Annotated in this window: 24 protein-coding genes; 10 read left to right on the top strand and 14 right to left on the bottom strand. The window is 72.6% G+C overall.

Annotated features, from left to right (window positions below):
* The first annotated feature begins 81 nt into the window (after window positions 1-81).
* Window positions 82-1,002, top strand: coding sequence for an SDR family oxidoreductase (locus ACQPW6_RS25650; protein ID WP_433892030.1), 921 nt, complete (start codon window positions 82-84; stop codon window positions 1,000-1,002).
* Window positions 1,003-1,571: 569 nt separating this feature from the next.
* Here the strand turns inward: ACQPW6_RS25650 and ACQPW6_RS25645 are convergent.
* From ACQPW6_RS25645 to ACQPW6_RS25635, 3 genes are all read right to left on the bottom strand, one after another.
* Window positions 1,572-2,366, bottom strand: coding sequence for an enoyl-CoA hydratase/isomerase family protein (locus ACQPW6_RS25645; protein ID WP_433892029.1), 795 nt, complete (start codon window positions 2,364-2,366; stop codon window positions 1,572-1,574).
* A gap of 50 nt (window positions 2,367-2,416) precedes the next feature.
* Window positions 2,417-3,523, bottom strand: coding sequence for an adenylate/guanylate cyclase domain-containing protein (locus tag ACQPW6_RS25640; protein ID WP_433892028.1), 1,107 nt, complete (start codon window positions 3,521-3,523; stop codon window positions 2,417-2,419).
* Window positions 3,524-3,662: 139 nt separating this feature from the next.
* Window positions 3,663-4,637, bottom strand: coding sequence for a biotin--[acetyl-CoA-carboxylase] ligase (locus tag ACQPW6_RS25635; protein WP_433892027.1), 975 nt, complete (start codon window positions 4,635-4,637; stop codon window positions 3,663-3,665).
* Between the two features lie 242 nt (window positions 4,638-4,879).
* Here ACQPW6_RS25635 and ACQPW6_RS25630 point away from each other — a divergent pair, with 242 nt between their 5' ends.
* From ACQPW6_RS25630 to ACQPW6_RS25615, 4 genes are all read left to right on the top strand, one after another.
* Window positions 4,880-6,475 carry an acyl-CoA carboxylase subunit beta gene (locus ACQPW6_RS25630; protein ID WP_433892026.1) on the top strand — a complete coding sequence of 532 codons (1,596 nt, stop codon included), beginning with the start codon at window positions 4,880-4,882 and terminating at the stop codon, window positions 6,473-6,475.
* Window positions 6,476-6,511: 36 nt separating this feature from the next.
* Entirely contained in the window at window positions 6,512-6,718 is a 207-nt protein-coding gene (locus ACQPW6_RS25625; RefSeq protein ID WP_433892025.1) for an acyl-CoA carboxylase epsilon subunit, read from the top strand.
* A 121-nt stretch (window positions 6,719-6,839) separates the two neighbouring features.
* Complete coding sequence (gene mmpB / locus ACQPW6_RS25620) at window positions 6,840-6,977, top strand: morphogenic membrane protein MmpB (RefSeq protein ID WP_433892024.1); 138 nt, start codon at window positions 6,840-6,842, stop codon at window positions 6,975-6,977.
* Between the two features lie 249 nt (window positions 6,978-7,226).
* Window positions 7,227-7,832 carry a Maf family protein gene (locus ACQPW6_RS25615; RefSeq protein ID WP_433892023.1) on the top strand — a complete coding sequence of 202 codons (606 nt, stop codon included), beginning with the start codon at window positions 7,227-7,229 and terminating at the stop codon, window positions 7,830-7,832.
* An 83-nt stretch (window positions 7,833-7,915) separates the two neighbouring features.
* Here ACQPW6_RS25615 and ACQPW6_RS25610 read toward each other — a convergent pair whose 3' ends face one another.
* On the bottom strand, window positions 7,916-8,365 hold the full coding sequence (locus ACQPW6_RS25610) for a hypothetical protein (RefSeq protein WP_433892022.1): 450 nt from the start codon (window positions 8,363-8,365) through the stop codon (window positions 7,916-7,918).
* 414 nt (window positions 8,366-8,779) lie between these two features.
* Between ACQPW6_RS25610 and ACQPW6_RS25605 the strand changes: the two genes are divergently transcribed.
* Window positions 8,780-10,537, top strand: a complete 1,758-nt coding sequence (locus ACQPW6_RS25605; protein WP_433892021.1) for an acetyl/propionyl/methylcrotonyl-CoA carboxylase subunit alpha — start codon at window positions 8,780-8,782, stop codon at window positions 10,535-10,537.
* Window positions 10,538-10,682: 145 nt separating this feature from the next.
* On the opposite strand, the gene ACQPW6_RS25600 is transcribed toward ACQPW6_RS25605, so the two are convergent.
* The gene (locus tag ACQPW6_RS25600) at window positions 10,683-12,122 is read right to left on the bottom strand and encodes an MFS transporter (RefSeq protein WP_433892020.1); all 1,440 of its coding nucleotides are present in this window, start codon (window positions 12,120-12,122) and stop codon (window positions 10,683-10,685) included.
* Window positions 12,123-12,242: 120 nt separating this feature from the next.
* On the opposite strand from ACQPW6_RS25600, the gene ACQPW6_RS25595 reads away from it, so the two are divergent.
* On the top strand, window positions 12,243-12,899 hold the full coding sequence (locus ACQPW6_RS25595; protein ID WP_433892019.1) for a TetR/AcrR family transcriptional regulator: 657 nt from the start codon (window positions 12,243-12,245) through the stop codon (window positions 12,897-12,899).
* A 79-nt stretch (window positions 12,900-12,978) separates the two neighbouring features.
* Here the strand turns inward: ACQPW6_RS25595 and ACQPW6_RS25590 are convergent, their stop codons facing one another.
* The 5 genes from ACQPW6_RS25590 to ACQPW6_RS25570 form a co-directional block, all read right to left on the bottom strand.
* Window positions 12,979-13,905: a DeoR/GlpR family DNA-binding transcription regulator gene (locus tag ACQPW6_RS25590; protein WP_433892018.1), complete on the bottom strand. Its 927-nt coding sequence runs from the start codon at window positions 13,903-13,905 to the stop codon at window positions 12,979-12,981.
* Window positions 13,906-14,061: 156 nt separating this feature from the next.
* Window positions 14,062-14,595, bottom strand: a complete 534-nt coding sequence (locus ACQPW6_RS25585) for a hypothetical protein (RefSeq protein ID WP_433892017.1) — start codon at window positions 14,593-14,595, stop codon at window positions 14,062-14,064.
* Window positions 14,596-14,651: 56 nt separating this feature from the next.
* Entirely contained in the window at window positions 14,652-16,160 is a 1,509-nt protein-coding gene (locus ACQPW6_RS25580; protein ID WP_433892016.1) for a C2 family cysteine protease, read from the bottom strand.
* Window positions 16,160-16,465 carry a hypothetical protein gene (locus ACQPW6_RS25575; RefSeq protein WP_433892015.1) on the bottom strand — a complete coding sequence of 102 codons (306 nt, stop codon included), beginning with the start codon at window positions 16,463-16,465 and terminating at the stop codon, window positions 16,160-16,162. The genes ACQPW6_RS25580 and ACQPW6_RS25575 overlap by 1 nt, the downstream gene beginning before the upstream one ends.
* 98 nt (window positions 16,466-16,563) lie before the next feature.
* Window positions 16,564-18,012, bottom strand: a complete 1,449-nt coding sequence (locus ACQPW6_RS25570) for an NAD(P)H-quinone dehydrogenase (protein ID WP_433892014.1) — start codon at window positions 18,010-18,012, stop codon at window positions 16,564-16,566.
* Between the two features lie 223 nt (window positions 18,013-18,235).
* Here ACQPW6_RS25570 and ACQPW6_RS25565 point away from each other — a divergent pair, with 223 nt between their 5' ends.
* From ACQPW6_RS25565 to ACQPW6_RS25555, 3 genes are all read left to right on the top strand, one after another.
* Window positions 18,236-18,673 carry a gamma-glutamylcyclotransferase gene (locus ACQPW6_RS25565; RefSeq protein ID WP_433892013.1) on the top strand — a complete coding sequence of 146 codons (438 nt, stop codon included), beginning with the start codon at window positions 18,236-18,238 and terminating at the stop codon, window positions 18,671-18,673.
* 363 nt (window positions 18,674-19,036) lie between these two features.
* Window positions 19,037-19,846 (top strand): purine-nucleoside phosphorylase, encoded by an 810-nt coding sequence (locus tag ACQPW6_RS25560; RefSeq protein WP_433892012.1) that lies wholly within the window; start codon window positions 19,037-19,039, stop codon window positions 19,844-19,846.
* An 86-nt stretch (window positions 19,847-19,932) separates the two neighbouring features.
* Entirely contained in the window at window positions 19,933-21,621 is a 1,689-nt protein-coding gene (locus ACQPW6_RS25555) for a phospho-sugar mutase (protein ID WP_433892011.1), read from the top strand.
* 59 nt (window positions 21,622-21,680) lie between these two features.
* On the opposite strand, the gene ACQPW6_RS25550 is transcribed toward ACQPW6_RS25555, so the two are convergent.
* The 4 genes from ACQPW6_RS25550 to ACQPW6_RS25535 form a co-directional block, all read right to left on the bottom strand.
* Window positions 21,681-22,463 carry a hypothetical protein gene (locus ACQPW6_RS25550; protein ID WP_433892010.1) on the bottom strand — a complete coding sequence of 261 codons (783 nt, stop codon included), beginning with the start codon at window positions 22,461-22,463 and terminating at the stop codon, window positions 21,681-21,683.
* Between the two features lie 91 nt (window positions 22,464-22,554).
* Entirely contained in the window at window positions 22,555-23,400 is an 846-nt protein-coding gene (gene pstB, locus ACQPW6_RS25545; RefSeq protein ID WP_433892009.1) for a phosphate ABC transporter ATP-binding protein PstB, read from the bottom strand.
* A 96-nt stretch (window positions 23,401-23,496) separates the two neighbouring features.
* Entirely contained in the window at window positions 23,497-24,420 is a 924-nt protein-coding gene (locus tag ACQPW6_RS25540; protein ID WP_433892008.1) for a sortase, read from the bottom strand.
* 128 nt (window positions 24,421-24,548) lie between these two features.
* The gene (locus ACQPW6_RS25535; protein WP_433892007.1) at window positions 24,549-26,051 is read right to left on the bottom strand and encodes a hypothetical protein; all 1,503 of its coding nucleotides are present in this window, start codon (window positions 26,049-26,051) and stop codon (window positions 24,549-24,551) included.
* Between the last annotated feature and the right edge of the window lie 43 nt (window positions 26,052-26,094).

Below are 26,094 nucleotides of genomic sequence, written 5' to 3'. Positions count from 1 at the left end.
TACGGTTGATGACAGCGACTGACATCAACCGTCCGGGCCCGGATTTCGGGCTGGGACGCTCACTGACCTGGAGGTTTACTCATGCGCGTATTCGTCACCGGAGCTTCCGGCTGGATCGGCTCCGCCGTCGTGCCCGAACTCATCGGGGCGGGGCACGAGGTGGTCGGGCTGGCGCGCTCCGACGCCTCCGCCGCTGCGCTCAGCAAGGCGGGGGCGGAGGTGCGGCGCGGTGACCTGGACGATCTGGAGGGGCTGCGCGGCGCGGCGGACGCGGCGGACGGGGTGATCCACCTCGCGTTCAAGCACGACCTGGCGTTCTCCGGGAACTTCCAGGGCGCCGCGGAGGCCGACGCCCGCGCGGTCGAGGCGTTCGGCGACGCGCTGGCCGGCTCCGGGCGGCCGTTCGTCCTGGCGTCCGGGGTGCTCGGGCTCGGCGCGGGGCGGGTGGCGACCGAGCAGGACGGCCAGGCCCCCGACCCGGCGTTCGGCGGCGGGGCCGCCGGCCCGCAGACCCGGATGGCCACGGCGCACGCGGCGCGCGATCTCGCCTCGCGCGGAGTGCGGTCCTCGATCGTCCGGCTGCCGCCCACGGTGCACGGGGAGGGCGATCACGGCTTCATGGCGGAGCTGGTCTCGATCGCCCGCGCGAAGGGCGTCTCGGGTTACGTCGAGGACGGCGCCAACCGCTGGCCGGCCGTCCACCAGCTCGACGCGGCCCGCGTCTTCCGCCTGGCGCTGGAGCAGGCGGAGCCGGGCACGACGGTCCACGCGGTGGCGGAGGAGGGCGTACGGATCCGCGAGGTGTCCGAGGTGATCGCCCACCACCTCGCCATCCCGACGGCTTCCATCCCGGCCGATTCCGCCCTCACCCACTTCGGCTGGCTGGGCGCCTACATCGGCCTCGACGCCCCGGCCTCAAGCACCCAGACCCGCCAGACGTTGGGCTGGCGCCCGGGGGGAACGACCCTGATCGCCGATCTGGAGGAGGGCCACTACTTCTAGTCTTTTACGGATCCCGGGGTTGCGGCCGGTGCGAACAGTTGCGGCCCGCGCTGGCTGGTGGCGCAGTTCCCCGCGCCCCTGGGTAGGGGCTGGCTGCGGCCGGTGCAAACAGTTACGGTCCGCCGTGGCTCGTCGCGCAGTTCCCCGCGCCCCTGACGGGGCACGTCCTCGCGCCCACGCGACAGAGTCGCAAATCACGAACAGCCCCGCGCCCGTGTCGAGGCGCTCCTCGCCAGGGCGATTCGCTCGCCCGAACGGGCCCCGAAGGGGCGCGGGGAACTGCGCCACCAGCCACCGCCGGGCCGCAGGTGCGGTTCGACCGCAAGCGGCTCGGCGGGCCCCGTCAGGGGCGCGGGGCTGTACCTGCTCTGCGGCTGCCGCCGCGTGGGCGCGAGGTCGGGCCCCGATAGGGGCGCGGGGAGCTGCGCGACCAGCCACCGCCGGGCCGCGGCAAACGGGCAAGGGCAACCACCCCCCACCCAGCGGCGCGGGGAACTGCGCCGCCAGCCACCGCCGGGCCGCGGCAAACGGGGCGGGTCTCAACCAGCTCCCACCGGGGGGAAAAGCGGCTACCAGCGCGGAGCGCGCTTCTCGTTGAAGGCCGTGACGCCCTCCCTCCTGTCGGGGGAGAACGCGGCGCGGTGCCAGGAAGCGTCTTCGAGGTCCAGGGCCGGGCCGAGGGGCAAGGACGGGGAGGCGCGGAGGGCCTGCTTCGCGGCGCGCAGGGAGATCGGGGAGTTCGCGGCGAAACGCCCAGCCAGCGTCAGAGCGGTAGCGCGGGCCTCACCCGCGGGGGTGAGCTGGTCGATCAGGCCGAGGGTCAGGGCCTCGGGGGCCGGGACGCGGCGGGCGGAGAAGACCAGTTCGGCGGCCCGGGCGGCGCCCACCCGGCGGGGGAGCGTCTGGGTGCCGCCGCCGCCGGGGATCACGCCGACGGAGACCTCGGGCAGGCCGACGACCGCGCTCTCGTCGGCGACGATCACGTCGCAGGCGAGCGCGAGCTCGAACCCCCCGCCGAGCGCGTAACCGTGCACCGCGGCGACCGCGGGCATCGGAAGGTCGAGCACGCCCCGGTACGCCGCCCGGGTGAACGGCCGCTGCGCGGCCAGGTCCGCGTCCGTGAAGGAGTTGCGCTCCTTCAGGTCAGCCCCCACGCAGAAGGCCCGCTCCGCGCTGGAGGTCAGCACGGTCACGCTGACCGTCTCGTCCGCGGCGAGCGCCGCGCACGCCTCGGCGAGCGCGACGGCCATGGCCGTCGAGACCGCGTTCATGGCCGCCGGCCGGTCGAGGACGAGTTCCGCGACCCGCTCCCCGTGCCGCCGCACCGCCACCCACTCGCCGAACCGCCGCTCCCGCTCAGCCATCTGCCACCCTCCCGGTTAACGACCGTGAACTCGCGAACCGGGCCATCCTGTCACTGCTGCCGCCGGGTCAGCAGCCAGGGTTCGACGACGCCGAGCCCGCGGACCGGCCGACGCCACATCGGCTGCAGCGCGAACCGGTACTTCTCCGCGTCGCCCGCGTCCACGTCCGCCTCCGACAGCGGCGCCTCGCCGGCCTCGCCGAGCGCCTGCGCGAAGTCGCCGTCCACCAGCACCGCGTCCCGGGGCGCTATCGAGGTCAGCCGGGAGGCCAGGTTCACCGTCGTACCGAAGACGTCGCCCATCCGGGTGGTGACCGTGCCGAAGGCCATCCCGACCCGCAGCGCCGGCATCGTGTCGTCGCCGGTCATCGTCTCGATCAACCGCATGCCGATCTCCGCGGCGGTGCCGGGGTCGTCGGCGACGAACAGCACCTCGTCGCCGAGCGTCTTGATCAGCCGGCCGCCGTACGCGGCGACCTGGTCGGCCGCGGTGGTCTCGAACGCCTCGACCAGCTCGCCGAGTTCCTCCTCCTCCAGCCGCCGGGTGAGCCGGGTGAAGCCCACCAGGTCGGCGAAGCCGACGGCCAGCCGACGGTCCACGGCCTCCTCGTCGTCGGACTGCACGACCCGGCTGGTGGCCGCCGCCACCTGCCGTCGCCAGACGTAGATCAGGAACTCCTCGAGCTCCGGCAGCAGCAGCTCGACCAGCGGGTACGCCACCTCCGCCCGGGTCATCCCGGGCTCGGGCGGCTCGGTGAGCCCCTCCAGGAAGGAGTCGGTCTGCCAGTCGGCGAGCCGCGCGGTGGTCTGCCCGGTGGAGCGGGCCACCTGGATCGCCATCGACTCGCTGAGCAGGCCCGCCTCGACCAGGCCGGCCAGCCGGCGCAGCGCCAGCACGTCGGCCTCGGTCAGCGCCCTGGCCTGGCCGATGTCGGCGAAGCCCATGGCGCGCCAGAACCGGGCCGCCAGGTCCATCGAGACGCCCGCCGTACGGGCCGCCTGGAAGGGCGTGTAGCGGCGGGGCGCGCCGAGGATGAGCTGTTCGAGGCGGAGGGCGAGCGGGTGCTCTCCGGTATCCGCGGGATCGACGCCCTCCGGACCCGGGTCGCCCGGATCCGCTGCGAACGGCTCGTTCGGCGGTGGGTTCGCGTCGTTCACGTATACCGCCCAACCCCTGAAGAGTCCCTGCGCACAGCCCTTCCGATCATCGAGACGACGCAGCCCCTCAACGATACGGCAGGTGTGCCCTGGCTCACTCTCGCAGACGCGTTCCGGCCTGGGCTCATGCGCGTCGCGGTCAGTTCGACGGCCGCAGGTGGACGATGTCGCCGGCGCCGACCGGCTGCTCGCCGTCGGGGCCAGCGATCACCAGCCGGCCGGCCCCGTCGACGGCCACCGCGGTGCCGGCCAGGTCCTTGCCGCCGGGCAGTTCCGCGCGCACCTGGCGGCCCAGCGTGGCGCAGCCGGCCGCGTAGGTCTGCTGCAGCCGGGAGGCGGCCGGGTCGCCGTCGGCGGCCCGCCAGGCGGCGTACCAGTCGGCGAGCGAACGCAGCACGGCCCGCAGCAGCGGGTCGCGGTCGGTGCCCTGGGCGCCGGCCAGGGCCAGCGAGGTGGCGGTGGGGACGGGCAGCTCGTCGGCGCGTAGCGACACGTTCAGGCCGATGCCGATCACCACCGCGCTGTCGCCGACCCGCTCGGCGAGGATGCCGCCGGCCTTGCGCTCCTCGCCGTCCACGGTGAGGAGCAGGTCGTTGGGCCACTTGAGTGCGGTGTCCACGCCGGCCGCCCTGGACAGCGCGGTGGCGGTGGCCACCCCGGCGAGCAGCGGCAGCCAGCCCCAGCGCTCGACGGGGACGGGCCCGGACGGCGCGGCGGGCTCGGTGACGGCGGCGGGGTCGTCGGGGGTGGAGCCGGCGGGCGCGGTGCCGGAGGACGCGGTGCCGGCGGGGGTGGAGCCGGCGGTGCCCGCCCGGGACGGTTCACCCGGCCGCAGCAGCACCGAGAAGAACAGCCCGGAGCGGGCCGGTGCCGACCAGCGCCGGTCCAGCCTGCCGCGGCCCGCGCTCTGCTCCTCGGCGACCAGCACGGCGCCCTCGGCGGCGCCGGCCTCGGCGCGGGCGGCCAGGTCGGTGTTGGTGGAGCCGGTGTTCTGTACGACGTCGAGCGAGGTCCACAGCGCGTCCGGCGCGGCGGCCGGGGCGATCATGGCCTTGCGCAGCGCGGCGGCGTTGAGCGGCGGTCGGTCCAGGTCGGACCAGCGGCTTGGCGTCATGGCCTCCACCCTACGAGCGGCCCGCCGCCCGCGCCGAAGCCGGCCCTTCCGGGGGCTCTTCCGGCGGCCCGTCAGGAAGCACGTCCGGGGGCCCGTCCGGGGGTGCGCCCCGGGCGTATCCGGAATGTGCCGGGCAGTGTGTCCAACGCCGCACTGCCGGTCCCCCAGCGTGGCCGTTACGCTACGCAAACAGCGTTACTCGTCAGTCAACAAGGATCGTCCAGAGCAGGAGAGCCGCCCCCATGGCCGAGCCGGAGCCGGAGTACGACATCCACACGACCGCGGGGAAGATCGCGGATCTACGCCACCGGATCGAGGAGGCGACGCACGCCGGGTCCCAGCGCGCGGTGGAGAAGCAGCACGCCAAGGGCAAGCTGACCGCCCGTGAGCGGGTCGAACTGCTGCTTGACGAGGGCTCGTTCACCGAGCTGGACGAGTTCGCCCGGCACCGGTCGACCAACTTCGGCCTGGAGGCCAACCGCCCCTACGGCGACGGGGTGGTGACCGGCTACGGCACCGTCGAGGGCCGCCCGGTGGCGGTGTTCTCGCAGGACTTCACCGTCTTCGGCGGCGCCCTCGGCGAGGTCTACGGCGAGAAGATCGTCAAGGTGATGGACTTCGCGCTGAAGACCGGCTGCCCGGTCATCGGCATCAACGACTCCGGCGGCGCCCGGATCCAGGAGGGCGTGGCCTCGCTCGGCCTGTACGGCGAGATCTTCCGCCGCAACGTGCACGCCTCCGGGGTGGTCCCGCAGATCAGCCTGATCATGGGCCCGTGCGCCGGCGGCGCGGTCTACTCCCCCGCGATCACCGACTTCGTGGTGATGGTCGACCAGACCTCGCACATGTTCATCACAGGCCCCGACGTCATCAAGACGGTGACCGGCGAGGACGTCGGCATGGAGGAGCTGGGCGGCGCGCGCACCCACAACTCCACCTCGGGCAACGCCCATCACCTGGCGGGTGACGAGAAGGACGCCTTCGAGTACGTCAAGGCGCTGCTGTCCTACCTGCCGGCCAACAACCTGGAGGAGGCGCCCGCCTTCCCCGCCGTCGCGGATCTGGCGATCACCGACGAGGACCTGGAACTGGACACCCTGATCCCGGACTCGGCGAACCAGCCCTACGACATGCACAAGGTCATCGAGCACGTCCTGGACGACGCCGAGTTCCTGGAGACGCAGGCGCTGTTCGCGCCGAACATCATCACCGGGTTCGGGCGTATCGAGGGCAGGCCGGTGGGTGTGGTGGCCAACCAGCCGCTGCAGTTCGCCGGCTGCCTGGACATCAACGCCTCGGAGAAGGCGGCGCGCTTCGTTCGGACCTGCGACAGCTTCAACATCCCCGTGGTCACCTTCGTCGACGTTCCCGGATTTCTGCCCGGCACCAGCCAGGAATGGGACGGGATCATTCGCCGTGGTGCCAAATTGATCTACGCGTACGCCGAGGCCACAGTTCCGCTGATCACGATCGTCACCCGTAAGGCTTACGGCGGCGCGTACGACGTGATGGGCTCCAAGCACCTGGGCGCGGACCTCAACCTCGCCTGGCCCACGGCCCAGATCGCCGTCATGGGGGCGCAGGGCGCCGTCAACATCCTGCACCGCCGGACGCTGGCCGAGGCGGAGACCCCGGAGCGGGCCGAGGAGATGCGCGCGGAGCTGATCACCGACTACGAGGACACCCTGCTGAACCCGTACGTGGCCGCCGAACGCGGCTACATGGACGCGGTGATCACCCCCGCCCAGACCCGGGCAGCACTGGTCAAGGCACTGCGCACGTTGCGCAACAAGCGGGAGACCCTGCCGCCGAAGAAGCACGGCAACATCCCGCTGTAGGACACCCGACGAGCAGAGGACGAGAGGAGCCGGGCCGTGGTGATCAAGGTGGAGCGGGGCAGTCCGACGCCGGAGGAGCTGGCCGCCGTCGTGGCGCTGGTCCAGGCTCGGGCCGCCGCGGCCGAGTCGGGCCCTGACGGCCCGCCAGGACCGGGCGCCTGGTCCGACCCGGCCCGCAACGTACCCGCGTCCCTCCCGCGCCCGGGCGCCGGCGCCTGGCGTACGTCCGGCTGGCCCGCCTGACCGCCGCCTGCTCCGGCCGGGCCGGCCCCGACACGGGCCGGCCCGGTTCACTCCCGCCCGCCTGATCATCTGAGTACGCGTACTCAGGCGCGCGGTTCCGCTTGGCGCCACCCTTGGGCGCATGTTGTGGTCGGACGGCGATCGACGGGACGAGCCCCCCGAGGAGATGCGGCAGGCGCAGGCGATGCTGCGCCGGGCGATGCTGGTCATCGCCCTGGCCGCGGCGATCGGCATGGCCATCGCCTGCTGGAAGGGCTGACCCCCGCACGCCCCGACCGCGCCGGCGCCGGCTTCCGGTAAGCCCGAGCCCGGCTTCGGGCACGCCCGGCACACGGCCGGCGCCGGCTTCCGGTCAGCCCGAGCCGGCTTCGGGCACGCCCGGCACACCGCCGGCCCCGGCTCCGGGCCAGCCCAACCCCGGCCCGGCGCCCGGTCGGCCCAGGGCCCGGCCCACCCCCGGCCCCGAACCCCGCTCCCACCCCCGCCCCCGGGTCCCTACGATGTCCCGGTGACCAGTTCCCGCGTGCTCGTGCTCGCCTCCGCCTCCCCCGCCCGGCTCGGCCTGCTCCAACAGGCCGGCTTCGCCCCGCGCGTGCTCGTCAGCGGGGTGGACGAGGACGCCATCAGCGCGCCCACGCCCGCCGAACTGGCCAGGGTGCTCGCCGAGGCCAAGGCCGGCACCGTGGCCGGCGGCGGACAGCTTGAGGGCGGCGAGCTGGTGATCGGCTGCGACTCGGTGCTCGAACTCGACGGCGAGGCGCTGGGCAAGCCCGCCGACCAGGCGGAGGCCGCGGCCCGTTGGAAGGCGATGCGCGGGCGCACCGGCGTGCTGCGCACCGGGCACTGCCTGATCGACACCGCCACCGGCCGGCAGGTCTCGGAGACCGCCTCGACCACCGTGCGGTTCGGCACGCCGGACGACGAGGAGATCGCCGCCTACGTGGCCACCGGCGAACCGCTGTCCCTCGCGGGCGCGTTCAGCATCGACGGGCGCTCGGCCCCGTTCATCGACGGCGTGGACGGCGACCCCGGCAACGTCATCGGCCTCTCGCTGCCCCTGCTGCGCCGCCAACTGGCCGAACTGGGCGTCCGCATCACCGACCTCTGGGCCTGAACGGCCGCCGGCCGCCGGGCCTGAGAAGAGCTACGGGCCCGAGAAGAGCTACGGGCCTGAGGAGAGTCACGGGCCCGGGGAAGCTACGCCACCGCCGGACCACCGTCCGGCGCCGGGCCCTCCACGGCCGAACCGGCCGTACCGTCGTCCGCCGCCGGCTCGTCCTCCGGCGCGTAGAGCAGCAACGTGCCCACCAGCAGTGCCAGTATCAGCATCATCACCACGAACGCGTACCAGCCGACGAGTCCGACCACGGCCGCGCCCACCACGCCGTGCACCACCGCGCACACGATGAGGACGATCCGGCCGAACCGGCCGGCCATCCGGTCCTGCCGGGCGATCCTGGCCACCAGGAACGCGCAGCCGAGCAGGAAGAGGGCGAAGACCCCGCCGGCCACCCACGATCCGGCGGCCATCGTGTCGGTGCCGAGGCCGCCGAGCGACATGTTCTGGTGCCGTACGGCCAGGCCGAGTATCCAGTTCACGAAGGCGATCACCAGGGCTTCGAGAACGAGCACGACCGCCGTACTCACGGCTATTCCTCTGCGCACGTCGTCCCCTTACCGCCGGTCACCTCCGGCCCATCGCCTGCCGGTCGCAGGCTACTCACGGGTACGGTCCTGGGCAAGGGTTGCGGCAGCTTCCGGCAGACCTCCGCGCCGGGTCACCCCTCCGGGGAGGTGCGGTGGCAAACTTTCCCTGCTCTATTCGTGGGGTTTCCACAAAAGAACGTCAGGTCTCTGACCGGACTTCGAGCGAGATCCACCCCACACGGGGTAGAGCGGGACACCGGCGTGAACGGGGCCGTACCGTGGACCAGCAGGCGTTCAGGGTTTTCTCAGCCCCCTGGATCACCCTCCGTGTGGGCAAGCTCACGTGCAGGGGTGCCTCGGCATCAAGTGTGGCCATTACCTAAACTCTTGGCTTGTTTCAAGGAGGGAGCCATCGTGCGCAAGGTGCTCATCGCCAACCGCGGTGAAATCGCAGTACGCGTCGCCCGCGCCTGCCGGGATGCCGGGATCGCCAGCGTGGCAATCTACGCCGACCCGGACCGGGACGCGCTGCACGTCCGCGCGGCCGACGAGGCGTACGCACTGGGCGGCGACACACCGGCCACCAGCTATCTGGACTTCGGCAAGGTGCTGTCGGCGGCGGCCGAGTCGGGGGCGGACTCCGTCCACCCCGGTTACGGCTTCCTGTCGGAGAACGCGGAGTTCGCCCAAGCCGTGCTCGACGCCGGCCTGATCTGGATCGGCCCGCCGCCGCAGGCCATCAGGGACCTCGGCGACAAGGTCGCCGCCCGGCACATCGCACAGCGCGCCGGCGCCCCGCTGGTGGCCGGCACCCCCGACCCCGTCTCGGGCTCCGACGAGGTGGTGGCCTTCGCCGAGCAGCACGGGCTGCCGATCGCCATCAAGGCCGCCTTCGGCGGTGGCGGGCGCGGCCTGAAGGTCGCCCGCACCCTGGAAGAGGTGCCCGAGCTCTACGACTCCGCGGTACGCGAGGCGGTCGCCGCCTTCGGCCGCGGCGAGTGCTTCGTGGAGCGCTACCTCGACCGGCCGCGGCACGTCGAGACGCAGTGCCTGGCCGACACCCACGGCAACGTCGTGGTGGTCTCCACCCGCGACTGCTCGCTCCAGCGCCGGCACCAGAAGCTGGTCGAGGAGGCTCCCGCGCCGTATCTGACGGAGGAGCAGACCAAGCAGCTCTACACCGCCTCCAAGGCGATCCTGAGCGAGGCCGGCTATGTCGGCGCGGGCACCTGCGAGTTCCTGGTCGGCCAGGACGGCACGATCTCCTTCCTCGAGGTCAACACCCGGCTCCAGGTGGAGCACCCGGTGACCGAGGAGGTCTCGGGCATCGACCTGGTACGGGAGATGTTCCGGATCGCCGACGGCGAGGAGCTCGGCTACGGCGACCCCGAACTGCGAGGCCACTCCTTCGAGTTCCGGATCAACGGCGAGGACCCGGGCCGCGGCTTCCTGCCGGCGCCCGGCACCGTCACCACCTTCGCGCCGCCCTCGGGTCCCGGCGTGCGGCTGGACTCCGGGGTGGAGTCCGGCGCGGTGATCGGCCCGGCGTGGGACTCGCTGCTGGCCAAGCTGATCGTCACCGGCGCCACCCGCGAGCAGGCCCTCCAGCGCGCGGCACGCGCACTGGCCGAGTTCGACGTGCAGGGCATGGCCACCGCCATCCCGTTCCACCGCGCGGTGGTGGTCGACCCGGCGTTCGCGCCCAAGAAGGGCCCGTTCACCGTCCACACCCGGTGGATCGAGACCGAGTTCGTGAACAGCATCCCGGCGTTCGCCGGCGCGGTGACCGACGAGGACGAGGCGCCCGGCCGGGAGACCGTGGTGGTCGAGGTCGGCGGCAAGCGCCTTGAGGTGTCGCTGCCGGCCTCGCTCGGCATGACGCTGGCCCGTACCGCTGCCGCGGGCGGCGCGAAGCCGAAGCGGCGCACCGCGGTCAAGTCCACCAAGGCCGCCTCCGGCGACTCGCTGTCCTCGCCGATGCAGGGCACGATCGTGAAGGTCTCGGTCGAGGAGGGCCAGCAGGTCGCCGAGGGCGATCTGATCGTCGTCCTTGAGGCGATGAAGATGGAGCAGCCGCTGAACGCCCACCGCTCGGGCACGATCGTCGGCCTGAAGGCCGAGGTCGGCTCCTCGGTCACCTCCGGCGCGGTGATCTGCGAGATCAAGGACTGACGCGCTCCGCGCGGGATCATGACGGCGGCCGGCCGGACACCATGTCCGGCCGGCCGCCGCCGTAGCGCCGCCGGGCGCCGCGCCGCCGTCCGGCCCGGCAGCGCTCGAACCGATGGCCCTTGCACTGCCGGGCGCCTTCGGCTCCTCAGCCGATGACGGGCGCCTTGCGCGTCTTGAGGGCCAGGGCCAGCGCGAGCGACAGCGCACCGCATATCGCCGCCGCGGTGTAGGCGGCGGTGGCGCCCTTGATGAACGCGTCGTGGTGCGCGTGCCGCGACACCGTGCCGAAGACGGTGACCAGCACGGACAGGCCGAGGCTGCCGCCGACCTGCTGCATGGTCTGCAACAGCCCGGACGCGGAGCCCGCGTCCTTCGGCTCGACGCCGGACAGGATGAACGTGTTGAGCGGCATCACCGTCAGGCCGATGCCGGTACCGGCCAGGATGAGCGGGCCGAGCAGGCCGGCGGTGTAGCCGTCGGACGCCGAGAGCTGGGCGATCCAGATCGTGCCTATGAGGTTGATCAGCAGGCCCACCGGGGCCACCCGCCTGGCGCCGAACCTGGCCAGCGCGCGCGGCGCTATCCGGGCGGCCACGAACAGCGGTCCTGCCATCGGCAGGAAGGCGAAGCCGGTGCGCAACGGGCTGTAGTGCAGGTAGGTCTGGAGGTACTGGGTGGTGAAGTAGAACACGCCGAACATGCCGGCCATGATCAGCAGCATGATGCAGTAGGCCAGCGCCCGGTTGCGGTCGGCGAACAGCCGCAGCACCACCAGCGGGCGCTCCACCCTGGTCTCGTTGACCAGGAACGAGGCGAGCAGCAGTACGGCGATGGCGAAGCTGGTCAGCGCGCGGGAGTCGCCCCAGTGGCTCTCGGCGACCCGGATGAACCCGTAGACCAGCGAGGCCATGCCGATGGTGCCGGTCAGCGCGCCGGCGATGTCGAACCGGCCGCCGCGGTGCTTCTCGGTCTCCGGGATGTACCGCGGGGCGAGCAGCAGGATGGCCGCTCCCACCGGGATGTTGACGAAGAACACCCAGCGCCAGGAGCCGAAGTCGGTGAGCATGCCGCCGACGACCAGGCCGACCGCGGAACCGGCGCCGGCCACCGCGGAGAAGACGCTCAGCGCCCGGTTGCGCTCGCTGCCCTCGCTGAACGAGGTCGCTATCAGCGCGAGGGTGCTCGGCGCGGCCAGCGCCGCGGCGGCGCCCTGCAGCCCGCGGGCGATCAGCAGCGTGGTGGAGTCGTTGGCGAAGCCGCCCGCGACGGAGGCCAGGGTGAAGGCGCCGACGCCCCACATCAGCGCGGAGCGGCGGCCGATCAGGTCGCCGATCCGGCTGCCGAGCAGCAGCAGGCCGCCGAAGGCGAGGGTGTAGACGTTGAGCACCCAGGACAGGCCGGTCGGCGAGAAACCGAGGTGCTTGCCGATACCGGGCAGCGCCACGTTGACGACGGTGACGTCGAGCAGCAGCATCAGCTGGGTTCCGACAATGGCGGCAAGGGCGAAGAATGGGTGTCGGCGGGTGGGGGACGGCCGACCCGTGGTGGTGGTGGTGGAAAGGTCGCGTACAGCTTGCGAGGACATGCTGAGTAAGCCTCCAGCGGAGAGACTAGCTATTCGGAGGGCGCCTCCGAATACTATACGGAGGCTTCCTCCGGATCTACAATGGCTTTCGGCGACAGAACCTCAGGAGGCGTGAACGGCATGCGGGCGGACGCTCAGCGCAACTACGACCGGTTGCTCCAGGAGGCGAGGCAGGCCTTCATCGTGCACGGCACCGATGTGGCCCTGGAGGACATCGCCAAGCACGCCGGGGTCGGCATCGGCACGCTGTACCGCCACTTCCCCGACCGGTACGCGCTGATGAACGCGGTCTTCGAGCAGGAGATCGAGGCGATCACCGAGCGCGCCCGCGAGCTGCTGCACTGCGGGGACCCGGCCGAGGCGCTGGCCCGCTGGCTGCGCTCGGTCGCCGTGCACTCCACCGCGTACCGCGGCCTGGCCGCGGCGATCATGGAGGGTCCCGACGCGCGGATGCCGGCCTGCAAGTCGCTGCTGCGCACGGCGGGCGGCTCACTGCTGTGGCGCGCCCAGCAGGCCGGCGCGATCCGCGGTGACGTGGAGATCGCCGACCTGCTGAAGCTGAACTACGCGATCGTGTCGATCGCCGAGAAGAACACCGACGACCGCGGCCTGTACGACCGGCTGATGGCCGTCACGGTGGACGGCATGCGGGTCCGCCACACCGAGGACGGCTCCCCCGCCGGCTTCCGCAAGTCGTTCCTCGACCAGGTGGACGAGATGGCGGCGGCGAACGTGGCGAACGCGCGCGGGGCCGCCGAGGCGGACCGTTTCGCCTGAGTGAGTCCGCTCAGCGCCTGAGTCCGCTCGGCGCCTGAAAGGGCTCAGCGCCTGAAAGAAGGGCTCGGCGCCTGAGCGTTCAGCGGCGCCGGACGTCCGCCAGCCGCGGGGTCGGGGCCTGCTCCGCGGCCAGTTGCGAGGCCGACCGCAGGGGTTGCGGCCGCCGGGGCCCCGGCAGGGCCGGATCGTGCCGCGGACGCCCGGCGACCGCGGCGTCCGCGCCGATGGACGGCGCCACCGCGATCCGCACCCCGCGGTCGGCCAGCGCCTGGAGCTCGGTGCCGGCCCGGTCGTCGCCGGCCGGCGGTTCGTCGGTGACCAGATGGGTGATCAGATCGGTGGGCACGGTCTGGAACATCGTGTCGATGCCGAGCTTGGTGTGGTCGGCGAGCACCACCACCTCGCCGGCCGAGTGCACCAGCGCCCGGTCCACGCTCGCGGAGAGCATGTTGGACGTGGACAGGCCGCGCTCGGCGGTCAGCCCGGCGCCCGACAGGAAGGCGCGGGAGACCCGCAGCCCCTGGAGGGACTGCTCGGCACCGCTGCCCACCAGGCCGTAGTTGGAGCCGCGCAGGGTGCCGCCGGTCATCACGACCTCGACCCGGTTGGCGTGCGCGAGCGCCTGCGCGACGAGCAGCGAGTTGGTGACCACGGTCAGGCCGGGCACCCGGGCCAGCCGCCTGGCCAGCTCCTGGGTGGTGGTGCCGGCCCCGACGACGATCGCCTCGCCCTCGTCCACCATGGAGGCGGCGAGGTCGGCGATCGCGGTCTTCTCGGCGGTGGCCAGATGGGACTTCTGCGGAAAACCGGACTCGCGGGTGAAGCCGCCCGGCAGGACGGCACCGCCGTGCCTGCGGTCCAGCAGTCCTTCTGCCTCCAGGGCGCGTACGTCTCTGCGTACGGTCACTTCGGAGGTCTGGACGACGCGGGCGAGTTCACGGAGAGAGACCGCTCCGTTGGCCCGCACCATTTCGAGGATCAATTGGCGACGTTCTGCAGCGAACACGAAACCGACAGTAACGGCAACGACCGCCCGATTGCAGCGTTTTGCACCAGTTAGCAGAAATCATGAACGGATCCGACCGTCAAGTGCTATACGCCGAAGGAACGTTCGTGCCAGCTGCCCCGTGCACGGCCTCGCGCCCGCATATGACCGCCCGCGCTAGGCGGCCCCCAACTCCTTGAGGTCCACCCGGCCCGGCGAGAAGTCGGACGAGCCGGTGTCGACGTCCATCTTCCCGGCGTCGATGCGGGTGATCTGCCAGCGGCGGCCGGCGAACTCCAGCGTGGCGCCCTTCGACACGTTCTTGTACCAGGGGCCCGAGGCGCCGTTCACGGTCACGCTGATCGTGCAGCGCGGCGGGTCGTCCTGGATGTCGCTGACCACGACGCTGTTGCCGTGCGTGTCGCTGTCCGGCACGTGCCAGCGCAGCGGCAGCGTGCCGTCGTAGGTGGTGGGCCAGTGGGGCATGGTCTCTCCCGGTGTCGCCGATGCGGTCGGGCCCCGGTCCGCGGGCGGGGCGGTGGTGGGCGCGGGCGTGGTGGGCGGGGCGGCCGTGGTGGCCTCGGTGGTGACGGCGCTGGAAGTCGGCGCCGGGTCCGCGGACTTGCCGTCGCTGCCGCAGCCGGCGGTCAGCAGCAGCAGGCCGAGCGCGCCGGCCCCGTACGCCGCCCGCACCGCGCCTGTCGTCCTCATCCGCCCGCTCACCTGCCTGTTCAGCCGCCTGTTCACGCGCCCGTCCGCTCGCCCGCTCATCCGCCCACCTGGAGCTCCTGCGGGCTGTTGAAGTACTTCTTGTACTGGTCCGCCGTGATGTGGATGTCGCCGCCCGGGCCCCACGGGTTGCCCAGGATCATCTTGCCGTCCGCGTCGAAGCCCTTGACGTAGAACACGTGCCGGGTCACGTAGTGCTGGTCCCACGCCGGGTCCAGGCCGGCCTTCTTCAGGTCGTCGTCGGACGGGGTGGCCACGATCACCGGGTGGTGGTCCTGGAAGGACTTCTTGACGCTGTCGAAGTCGTTGTCGATCGACTTGGAGTCGTGGCCGGTCACATACGGCGGCGCCTTGTCGGTGAAGTCCCACTCCACGGCCCCGTAGTCGCCGGACTCCTTGCGGTCGTAGCGCGGGTCGTTCTCGTGGCCGTCCGGGGCGCCGCCGTCGTCGCCGCCGTACATCAGCGCGAACGCCTTCTCGTAGTACGCCGGCCACACCTCGCCGCCGCCGTGCGCGCTGAGCAGGTTGCCGCCGGAGTCCATCGGCAGGTCGGGGGTGACGGTGACCCAGTGCAGGTTGCCGTCCTTGTCCCAGATCCGCACGTCCACCGTGCCGTTGGGATTCTGCTTGATGCCGTCCTGGATGAACTTCGGGTTCGCGTGCGCGGTCGCGGTCAGCGAGGAGATGTACCAGCAGTCGCCGAACCGCCCCTGCGCGATGCCGTCCACGTCGATCTGGCCCGGCGTCTTGAACAGCGGGTCGGTCGGCATCCCGTAGTGCATGCCCTGCGCGCCCTGCCCCGACTGCGGGTTGACGCCGTCGATCCACGCGTCGGTGGTGTCGAAGCCCGGCTGCACGCCGGGGAAGGCGGCCTCCAGGGTGGCCCAGTGCGAGGGCCCGGCCTTCTTCACCAGCGAGCTGGTGAAGTCCCGGAACTCCCCGTCCGGCAGGCCGTTGTGGTCCCACCACTTCCAGCCGCTGCCGTCGTTGTCGTCGGCGTCGAGGTCGCTGAGGTGCTTGAGGTCGGCGGCCGGCACCCGGGACAGCAGCGCGTCGAGTTCGGCCGGGGTGAGGTCGGCGAACTGGTCGCGGATCTTGCGCAGATCGTCGCGGTTGCCGTTGCTGCCGAAGTCCTTGCCGTCCAGGGCGGCCAGCGCGCCGAGCAGATCGGTGATCTTCTTCTCGTCCGGCGGCTTCTCGTCGCCGAAGTACAGCGCCGGGTCGACCTGGTAGCCCTCCTGGGTGAGCTTCTGCACCCCGTCGAGCTGGTCGCAGCGCCGCTTCATCGACGACTGTGCGTCGCCGAGCTGGTGGTTCAGACTGCCGGGCAGCGAGCGGAAGGTGCCGAACGGGAAGCCGCCGAGGATGTCGCCGACCAGCGGCTGGAGCAGCGGGCTGGTGGTGGCCGACTTGCCGTCGAGCAGGCCCTGCGCGCGGGTCAGCACACCGGCCAACTGGCGGTGCAGCGCGGGCGCGTTCTGGCTGAGCGTGTCCAAGTCGCCGGCCAGCGAACGGATCTTGGCCGTGTCGAAGCCGTCGAAGCCCATCAGCCGCCGCCCGTCTGGGACTTCTTCGCCTTGCCGGCCTGGTCGTCCAGGTGGTGCGCCTCGGTCTCCCAGCGCGCCGCGTCCCGGGTCAGGTCGGAGGCCATCTGGTGCAGCGTGGACTTGTGGCCGGTCAGCATGCCGGTGGTCGACGTGGCGTACGGGCCGGTCCAGATGGCCGGTGACGCCTGCGTGACCGCCTGGTCGAGGAACGGGCCGAGCGAGCCGGCCACCGTTCGTGCGGTGCGCGCGCAGTCCCGCAGGTCGTTCGCGCGCTGCTTGAGCTGTTCGGGCGTCTCCGTGCCCATGTGCCACCCCCGTAGCGTCCGTATCGACACCGTATAGGGGCGGCACCGTTCCGTCGCAGGGTCCGCGACCTGCCTGTTACGGAACCGGTACGCCTGGCTCAGTCCCGGCTGGCGCCCTTCCGGTTGTGCAGCTGCCTGGCCACTTCGGCGACCGAGCCGGACAGCGACGGGTAGACGGTGAAGGCGTTGGCGATCTGCTCGACGGTCAGGTTGTTGTCCACCGCGATCGAGATCGGGTGGATCAGTTCACTGGCCCGCGGCGCCACCACCACACCGCCGACCACGATCCCGGTGCCCGGCCGGCACATCAGCTTCACGAAGCCGTCCCTGATGCCCTGCATCTTGGCCCGCGGGTTGCGCAGCAGCGGCAGCTTCACCACCCGGGCGTCGATCCGGCCGCCGTCCACGTCGGCCTGGGTGTAGCCGACGGTGGCGATCTCGGGGTCGGTGAAGACGTTGGACGAGACGGTCTTGAGGTTCAGCGGGGCGACCGCGTCGCCGAGGAAGTGGTACATCGCGATCCGGCCCTGCATGGCCGCGACCGAGGCGAGCGCGAAGACGCCGGTGACGTCGCCGGCCGCGTACACGCCGGGCGCGCTGGTGCGGGAGACCTTGTCGGTCCAGATGTGGCCGGAGTCGGTGAGCTTGACGCCGCCCTCCTCCAGGCCCATGTCGCCGGTGTTGGGGATCGCGCCGACCGCCATCAGGCAGTGCGTGCCGCTGATCACCCGGCCGTCGGCGAGCGCGACCTCGACGCGGTCGCCGATCCGCTTGACGGACTGGGCGCGGGAGCGGGACATCACGTTCATGCCGCGGCGGCGGAAGACGTCCTCCAGGACGGCGGCGGCGTCCGGGTCCTCGCCGGGCAGCACCCGGTCGCGGGACGAGACCAGCGTCACGGCCGAGCCGAGCGCCTGGTAGGCGCCGGCGAACTCGGCGCCGGTCACGCCCGAGCCGACCACGATCAGCTCTTCCGGCAGCTCGTCGAGGTTGTAGACCTGGGTCCAGTTCAGGATCCGCTCGCCGTCGGGCAGCGCGTCCTCCAGCTCGCGCGGGCGCGCGCCGGTCGCGATCAGCACGGCCTCGGCGGTCAGCCGCTCGGTGCTGCCGTCGTCGGCCTCGACCACCACGCAGCGGCTGCCGTCGGCGGTCGGGCAGCCGTCCAGACGGCCGCGGCCGCGCATCACCCGGGCGCCGGCCCGGGTCACCGAGGCGGCGATGTCGTGCGACTGGGCCAGCGCGAGGCGCTTCACCCGGCGGTTGACCTTGCCCAGGTCCACGCCCACCACGCGGGCGGAGCGCTCCAGCGGGGGCGTGTCGTCGGCGACGATGATGCCCAGCTCGTCGTACGACGAGTCGAAGCTCGTCATCACCTCGGCGGTGGCGATCAGGGTCTTGGACGGTACGCAGTCGGTGAGCACCGACGCCCCGCCCAGGCCGTCGGTGTCGACGACGGTCACCTCCGCGCCGAGCTGTGCCGCTACGAGCGCGGCCTCATAGCCGCCGGGTCCGCCACCGATGATCACGATCCTTGTCACGTACCCCATTGTCCCGCACGCGCCAAGAGAACGGCGCCACGGGGAGGGGGCAGCGGGGCACGGCTGCTCCGGCGCTGCCGCTGGGCTGGTCCCGGGCCACCGCCCGACTGCGGTCGGGCCCGGCGCCCGGCTGCGGTCCAACCCGGCGGCCGGCTGCGGTCCGGCTCGCCGCCGGGGCACCCGGTGAGGGCTTTGGGCGCCGGGCCGGGGCCGCTCCCGTACCCTCGTGACCATGTCGCTCTACGCCGCCTACGCAAGCAACCTCGACGCGCGGCTGATGACCCGCCGCGCCCCGCACTCCCCGCTGCGCGGCACCGGCTGGCTGGACGGCTGGCGGTTCACCTTCGGCGGCGAGCAGATGGGCTGGGAGGGGGCGCTCGCCACTCTCGTGGAGGACCCGGACAGCCAGGTGTTCGTAGGGCTCTACGATCTGGCGCCGGTCGACGAGGAGTCGATGGACCGGTGGGAGGGCGTTCCACTGGGGATCTACCGGCGGATCACGGTGCGGGTCCACACGCTGGACGGGGACACGGCGGCGTGGCTCTACGTCCTGAACGACTACGAGGGCGGACTGCCGTCCGCGCGCTACCTCGGCGAGATCGCCGACGCGGCGGAGTCGGCGGGCGCGCCGCACGACTACGTGATGAGCCTCCGCAAACGCCCCTGCTAACCCCCGGCCAGCCGGGCCCCGGCTCACCTCGGGGCAGGTGAACCCCCAGCGTGGTGAACGCGGCCCCGCCGCCCCGGTTGCGGCCGTCCCCGATCTACAGCCCCGGTGGGGGCTGGTGGCGCAGTTCCCCGCGCCCCTGACGGGGCGCACCTCAGCCTGGCCACGGGCAGCAACCAAAACAGGGGCGCGGGGAACTGCGCGACCAGCCACCACGGGCCCGCGGCCTGGGCACGGGCAGCAGCCCGAAAAAGGGGGCGCGGGGAACTGCGCGGCGAGGGTCGCGAGCCGGGGGCGTTGGGGGATTCCGGGCTGGAAGCCGGGGGCTTCTACGCGCGTAGGGCGTGACGGGATACCCTCATCTGCGTGAACGCTTCCGGAAACCCCGACCCCTACGCCGCGGCCGACGCCGCAGCCGCCCGGCTGCGCGAGCTGACCGGCGCCGACACCCACGACGTCGCCCTCGTCATGGGCTCGGGCTGGGTACCCGCCGCCGACGCCCTCGGCTCGGCGGACCACGACCTGCCGATCACCGACCTGCCCGGTTTCCCCGCCCCCGTGGTGGCCGGCCACTCGGGCCGGCTGCGTTCGGTGCGGATCGGCGGCGTCCGCGCCCTCGTCTTCCTGGGCCGCACCCACCTGTACGAGGGCCACGGCGTCGCGAGCGTCGTGCACGGCGTGCGCACCGCGGTCGCGGCGGGCTGCAAGTCCGTCGTCCTCACCAACGGCTGCGGCGGCCTGCGCCCGGGTTTCCGGCCGGGCCAGCCCGTGCTGATCAGCGACCACATCAACCTGACGGCGACCTCCCCGATCGTCGGCCCGAACTTCGTCGACCTCACCGACCTGTACTCGCCGCGGCTGCGCACCTTGTGCCGGGAGATCGACCCCTCCTTGGAGGAGGGCGTCTACATCCAGCTGCCCGGCCCGCACTACGAGACCCCCGCGGAGATCGGCATGGTCCGCGCCATAGGGGGCGACCTGGTCGGCATGTCCACCGCGCTTGAGGCGATCGCGGCCCGCGAGGCCGGCGCGGAGGTGCTGGGGATCTCGCTGGTCACCAACCTGGCCGCGGGCATGACGGGGGCCCCGCTGAACCACGAGGAGGTCCTCGAGGCGGGCCGCGAGTCGGCGACCCGGATGGGTTCGCTGCTCGGCCAGGTGCTGGGCCGGCTGTAGTACCGGCCGGGGGCCGGTCGCGGAAGGAACCGGCCGAAAGGGCCGCGGGACGGACTGAACGGTGCTTGACGGGTGAGGAGCGGGGCATGAGCGGCGAACTTCTGGCGCGGGCGCGGACCTGGGCCGCCGAGGATCCGGACGCGCGGACCCGCGCGGAGCTGGAGGCGCTGGCCGGCGCCGCCGAGCAGGGCGACGAGGCGGCGCTCGCCGGCCTCGCCGACCGCTTCTCCGGCGTGCTGGAGTTCGGCACCGCGGGCCTTCGCGGCGAGATGGGCGCCGGGCCGATGCGGATGAACCGGTCCGTGGTGATCCGCGCGGCGGCCGGCCTCGCGGCGTATCTGGACGAGCGCGGCGGCGGCCTGGTGGTGATCGGCTACGACGCCCGGCACCAGTCCGACGAGTTCGCCCGGGACACCGCGGCGGTGATGACCGGCGCCGGGCTGCGCGCGGCGCTGCTGCCGGGCCCGCTGCCGACTCCGGTACTGGCGTACGCGATCCGCCATCTCGGCGCGGTCGCGGGTGTGATGGTGACCGCCAGCCACAACCCGCCGCGCGACAACGGCTACAAGGTCTACCTCGGCGACGGCTCGCAGATCGTGCCGCCCGACGACGCGCTGATCGCGCAACGCATCGCCGAGGTCGGCCCGTTGGCCGGTGTGCCGCGGCCCGAGGCCGGCTGGCAGGTGCTCGGCGACGAGCTGGTCGAGGCGTATCTGCGGCGCGCCGCAGGGGTGTTGACGCCCGGCGGCCCGCGCGAGGTGTCGGTGGTGTACACCGCGATGCACGGCGTGGGCCAGCGCACCCTGGACGCGGCCTTCGCCCTGGCCGGCTTCCCCGCGCCGGTGCCGGTGGCCGAACAGGCCGAGCCCGACCCGGACTTCCCGACCCTGGCCTTCCCCAACCCGGAGGAGCCGGGGGCGATGGACCTGGCCTTCAAGGCGGCGCAGTCCGCCGCGCCCGACGTGGTGATCGCCAACGACCCCGACGCGGACCGCTGCGCGGTGGCCGTACCCGATCCGGCGGCGCCGGCCGGCTGGCGGATGCTGCGCGGCGACGAGTTGGGCGCGCTGCTGGCCGCGCACCTGGTGCGGACGGGGGCGGCGGAGCCCGAGCAGGACACGTTCGCGGCGAGCATCGTGTCGTCCTCGCTGCTGTCGAAGATCGCGGCTCGCGCGGGGCTCGGCTACGAGGACACCCTGACCGGCTTCAAGTGGATCTCCCGGGTGCCGGGCCTGCGCTACGGGTACGAGGAGGCGCTCGGCTACTGCGCCGACCCGGACGGCGTACGCGACAAGGACGGCATCACCGCGGCGCTGCTGGTCGCCGAACTCGCCGCCGGACTGCGCCTGGAGTCCCGCACGTTGTCGGACCTGCTGGACGAACTCGCCCTCACCCACGGCCTGCACGCCACCGACCAGCTGTCCGTCCGGGTGGCCGACCTGTCGCTGATCACGCGGGCGATGGCCCGGCTGCGCGAGCGCCCGCCGGCCGGGCTGGCCGGGCTCGCGGTGATCAGCGCGGAGGACCTGTCGGCGGGTTCGGCGGGCCTGCCGCCGACCGACGGCCTGCGCTACCGGCTGGCCGCGGACCCCGACCGCGGCATCGACGCGGCCCGGGTCGTCGTCCGCCCCAGCGGCACCGAGCCCAAGCTCAAGTGCTACCTGGAGGTCGTCATCCCGACCGCGACCGCCGCCGCCCTGCCGGCGGCCCGCGCGCTGGCCACCGACGCGCTGGCCGCCCTGAAGGCGGACCTGGCCGCGGCGGCGGGCCTGTAGCGCCGCACGGGGAGAGCCGCACGGGAGGGGCCGCGCGGGGCGCGGGTCGACGCGCCCGTTCACGTCCGGTCGCGGGTCAGGTAGCTGAAGCCGGTGTCGGCGCCCACGCAGGTCTGCAGGGTGAGGTCGCCCCAGTACAGGCCGTTGTCCGGGCCGCCCTGGCCCGGGTTGATGTAGGTGGCGTAGACGTGGAAGGACAGCGTGCCCTTCGGCGTGTCCAGGGTGACCTGGGTGCCGATCGGCAGCGGGGCGAGCTTGTCGTAGCCGCAGAAGTCGTGGCCGACGATGACCGAGGTGCTCATGTCGTAGCCGTCGGCGAGCGCCGGGTCGGGCCCGGCGAACAGGACGGCGGCCTTGCAGGTGTCGATGGTGGCCTGGTCGCCGCGCACGACGGGACGTGACCAGTCGCCGATCCGCAACACCGTTGTCCCCGGCGGGTATTGCGGGCGGGCGGCGCTCCGCTTCGCCGTCGCGGACTTGCTGCTTCGGGCGGGAGTCGGGGCGGGCCGGGGCGCCTTCACGGCGGGCGGCGCCGTCGCCCTGGGCAGCGTCGTCTTCGGTGGCGGCGCGCTGGTCGGCCCCGACGCGGCGGAAGTCGGCTTGCGCGGAGCCCGCGCCGGTCGCCTCACCGCCGTCGGGGGCGGGAAGGACGGGGCCGCGGTGGCGGTCTGATCCGCGTACGGGCGCGGCCGGTTGGCCTCCCCCGAGTCCCACGCGGCCGACGCGGGCGCCGGCGGCTGCCGTACGGCGGCGGGCGCGCGGTCCGCGGCGGGCCGCGCGGTGTGCGCCGCGGGCTGGGCGCACGAGGTCAAGGCGGCGGCCAGCAGCGCGGTCGCGGCCACCAGGCCGAGAACCGGCGGACGGAGAGGCGCCGGCCGTGGAGCCCGTACCGGCGGTCGTACCGGGCGCGTCGCGCGCATGGAGAGCGTCCCCTCAGCCGAAGCGGCCGTTGACGTAGTCCGAAGTACGCTGGTCCTGGGGGCGGTTGAACATGTCGTCGGTGGGGCCGTGCTCCACGATGACGCCGGGCGTGCCCTGTTCGGCGAGGAAGAACGCGCAGGAGTCCGAGACGCGGGCGGCCTGCTGCATGTTGTGGGTGACGATGACGATGGTCACGTCGTCCGACAGCTCGCCGATGGTCTGCTCGATGCGCCGGGTCGAGGTCGGGTCGAGCGCCGAGCACGGCTCGTCCATCAGCAGCACCCGCGGCCGGACCGCCAACGACCGGGCTATGCACAGGCGTTGCTGCTGCCCGCCGGAGAGCGCGCCACCGGGCTGCCGGAGCCGGTCGCGTACCTCCTTCCACAGACCGGCCTTGGTCAGGCACTCCTCGACCAGGTCGTCCCGCTCGCCGCGGCCGGCCTTGACGCCGTTCATCTTCAGCCCGGCCAGTACGTTGTCGTAGATCGACATCGCCGGGAATGGGTTCGGCTTCTGGAAGACCATCCCGATCTCCCGCCGGGCGTGGGTGATCCGCCGCCCCCGGTCGTAGATGTCCTCGCCGTCCAGCAGCACCTGGCCGGCCAGCGCGGCGCTGCCGATCAGCTCGTGCATCCGGTTCAGGATCCGCAGGAAGGTGGACTTGCCGCAGCCGGAGGGGCCGATCAGCGCGGTGACGTGCTGCGCGGGCATGGTGAGCGACACCCGGTCGAGCACCTTGTGGTCACCGAACCAGGCCGACACGTCACGGGCGTCCAGGGTGGCCGAGCGGGAGGTGCCGGTGCCCGGCCGGTCGCCGGGGACGGGCGGCAGTACGACGGTCTCATCAGTCGCTGACATCGTATTCCTTAGGTGATCGGGCGGTTCGGTCGGGCGGGGCGGGCGAGTCGGGCGGGTCATACGCGTGGGATGCCGGGCGGTTCAAGGACGCGCGGTTCAGAGCAGGTTGGGCAGCAGCCGGGTGGCCTCGCCCGACAGGGCGACCACGATCGCGGCGAGCACCGGGACCGCGCAGATCCAGGTCTGCCAGCGCCCCCAGCGGCGGAAGGTCCAGGTGATGGCGACGGCGGCGAGCAGCAGCCCCTGCGTCCACAGCATGATCGGCAGCCACGCGGCCGGGTCGCCGGCCAGCGGCTGCTCGGCCGAGGTGAGTCCGCCGCCGGCCGCCGGACCCGGCTGGACGGTGCTGACGAGCTCCGCGTCGACCCGCAGCAGCCCGTGCGGCGTGTAGAGCCCGCCGGTCGCGGTCATCAGGGTCAGCCGGCCCTGTCCCGCGCCGGGCACACCCGGCGTCGGGTCGCCCGCGCGGCGCAGCCCCGTCACCTTGTACTGCTGCTCGCCCTGGCCGGTGGTGACGGTGATGCTGTCGCCGGCCTTCAGCTCGTCGATGTGGTGGAACGGACTGCCGTACCCCCACTGCCGGCCCATGATGATGCTGGTCCCCGGCTGCCCGGGCAGCGGCGTGTCCCTGCGGTGGCCGGGCCCCGACCTGAGCACCCCGGAGGTGGTGCCCTGGAAGACGACCTCCTTCAGACCGATCGTCTTGATGTGCAGGACGGCCACCGGCGCGCCCATCGCCACCTGCTTGCCCTTGTCGTTCAGCCGGCCCACCGGGGCGGTGCCCAGGGCGAGTTCGGAGCGCAGCTTGTCGTAGCCCGTCTGCTGGGCGCGGGCGTGCTCGACGTGGCCGAGCACGGTGATGTTGACGACGAACCCGAGCAGCAGCGCGGCCAGCAGGGTCAGCGCCGCGCCCGGGACGACGAACCACGCGGCGGGCCTGTGCTCGGCCGGCTTCCCCTTCGGCTCGGCCGGCTCCGGCGGCGGCCCGGCGGCCTCGCGGGACGGTGACAGTACGGCCACGGCTGGGGCTCCTTCGGATGCGTTCGCGAGCTGGGAGGTGGTGCGGGGTGCTGCGGATCACTGCGGGGTGCTGGGAGTCGCCGGGCGGCGGTCGGCGGACCGCCCGCCGCCCGGCGGAACGCGCGGGGTCAGTCGCGCGGGTCGGGACCGAAGCTGAGCAACTTGCCGTCCCTGCGCACCCGGTAGGCGGCGTAGCCGCCACCGGAGACGAGCAGGAAGGCGAGCACGCTCAGCGGGATGACGCCGGTGGCACCGGTGGCCGCGAGCGGCCCGTTGGAACCGCCGGACGTGCTGCCGGACGAACCGCCCGACGTACCGCCGGAGTCACCCCCGGTCAGACCACCGTCGGACGAACCACCGCCGGACGAGTCGCCGCCGGACACACCGCCGCTGCTGTCGGTGGGCGAGTCGGTCGGCGTGTCCGTGGGGGTGTCGGTGGGGCTGTCGGTCGGCGTGTCCGTCGGATCGTCGGTGGGCGTGTCCGTCGGATCGTCTGTCGGCGTGCCGCCCGCGCCGGTCTTGAAGGCGAAGGTCTGCTTGATGCCGCTGGTCGCGCCGGTCAGTACCAGGGAGTGGCTGCCGTCGGCGATGTCGGCGGGCAGGGTCACGGCGTAGTTGGCGATTCCGCCCCCGGCGTTGGAGGTCACGTCAGGGGCAGCGGTCGCGTCATCGATCTTCAGGCTGACGACCTCGCCGTTCCCAGCGCTCGTGCCGGGCAGGAATCCTGCGGCGGTGACCAGGATCTTCTGCCCCTTTTGGAGGGTCGGGGTGTCATCCAGGGTGTTCTGGTCCTCATCGAGCACGGTGAGAAGCGGCTCGTCGACGACGAAGTAGGTCTGCGCGTCCTGACTGGAGGTGAACGCGAGATTGTCGGTCGGTGTGAACGTCGCGGTGAGCGGATACATGTCGGCACTGGCCACGGCGGGAAGTTTCGCCGTCGCCACGCCGTTGGCCACCGGGACGTTGGTTCCGTCGGGTACCGGCACGCCCTTGGCCGCGAAGGTCACCGTGCCGACGGCCGAGCTGGGAGTGACGGTGGCGGTCAGCGTGGCCTCATGACTCACGGACTGGCGTCCGGCCGGGTCCTCGGTGAGCGCCAAGGAGGTCACCGTGGGCGGCGCGACCTGCTTCACCGCCCAGTTGGAGCCGGTGATGTCGATGAAGGCGGTGAACGCCGGCGTATCGGGGAACGCGACCGGGTCGCTGGGCCTGCACACGACCTGAATCGGATATGTGCCGTCGGAAACGGTCTGTCCAAGAAGGTCGAACGCGGTGGCGATCGACCGGACGTAGGTGCCGTTGCTGAAGTCCTCCGTGGTGGGGGGCTCCGCGGTGATCGGAGCGGTGTCGAACGGAGCACCGCTGGTCACGTTGGTCGACAGGTTCGACCAGTCCCCGGACGGCAGGAAGATGTTGATGTCCAGGGCGGTCTGGTAGTTCACCGGGCATGCCTGGTCGACCGATACCTGCGTGAACACCGGAGCGTCATCGACGGTTCCGCCGGCCGGCGTCAGGGTCACCGTCCCGGTCAGATCCGCCGACGCGGTCCCGGCGGTGGTGAGGACCAGGGCCCCGCCGCCCAGGATCAGTGCCAGCACGCTCAGCAGTGCGGCGTGCATTCTTCGTTTCATGTCTCCTCGTCCCCTCGGGGATACGGTCGGTCGTACGGGTGGT

Origin of the sequence: Streptomyces sp. CA-111067 (assembly GCF_050956065.1) — a bacterium.
GTDB lineage: Bacteria > Actinomycetota > Actinomycetes > Streptomycetales > Streptomycetaceae > Actinacidiphila.
This window is presented reverse-complemented; position numbering and strand designations above follow the sequence as displayed.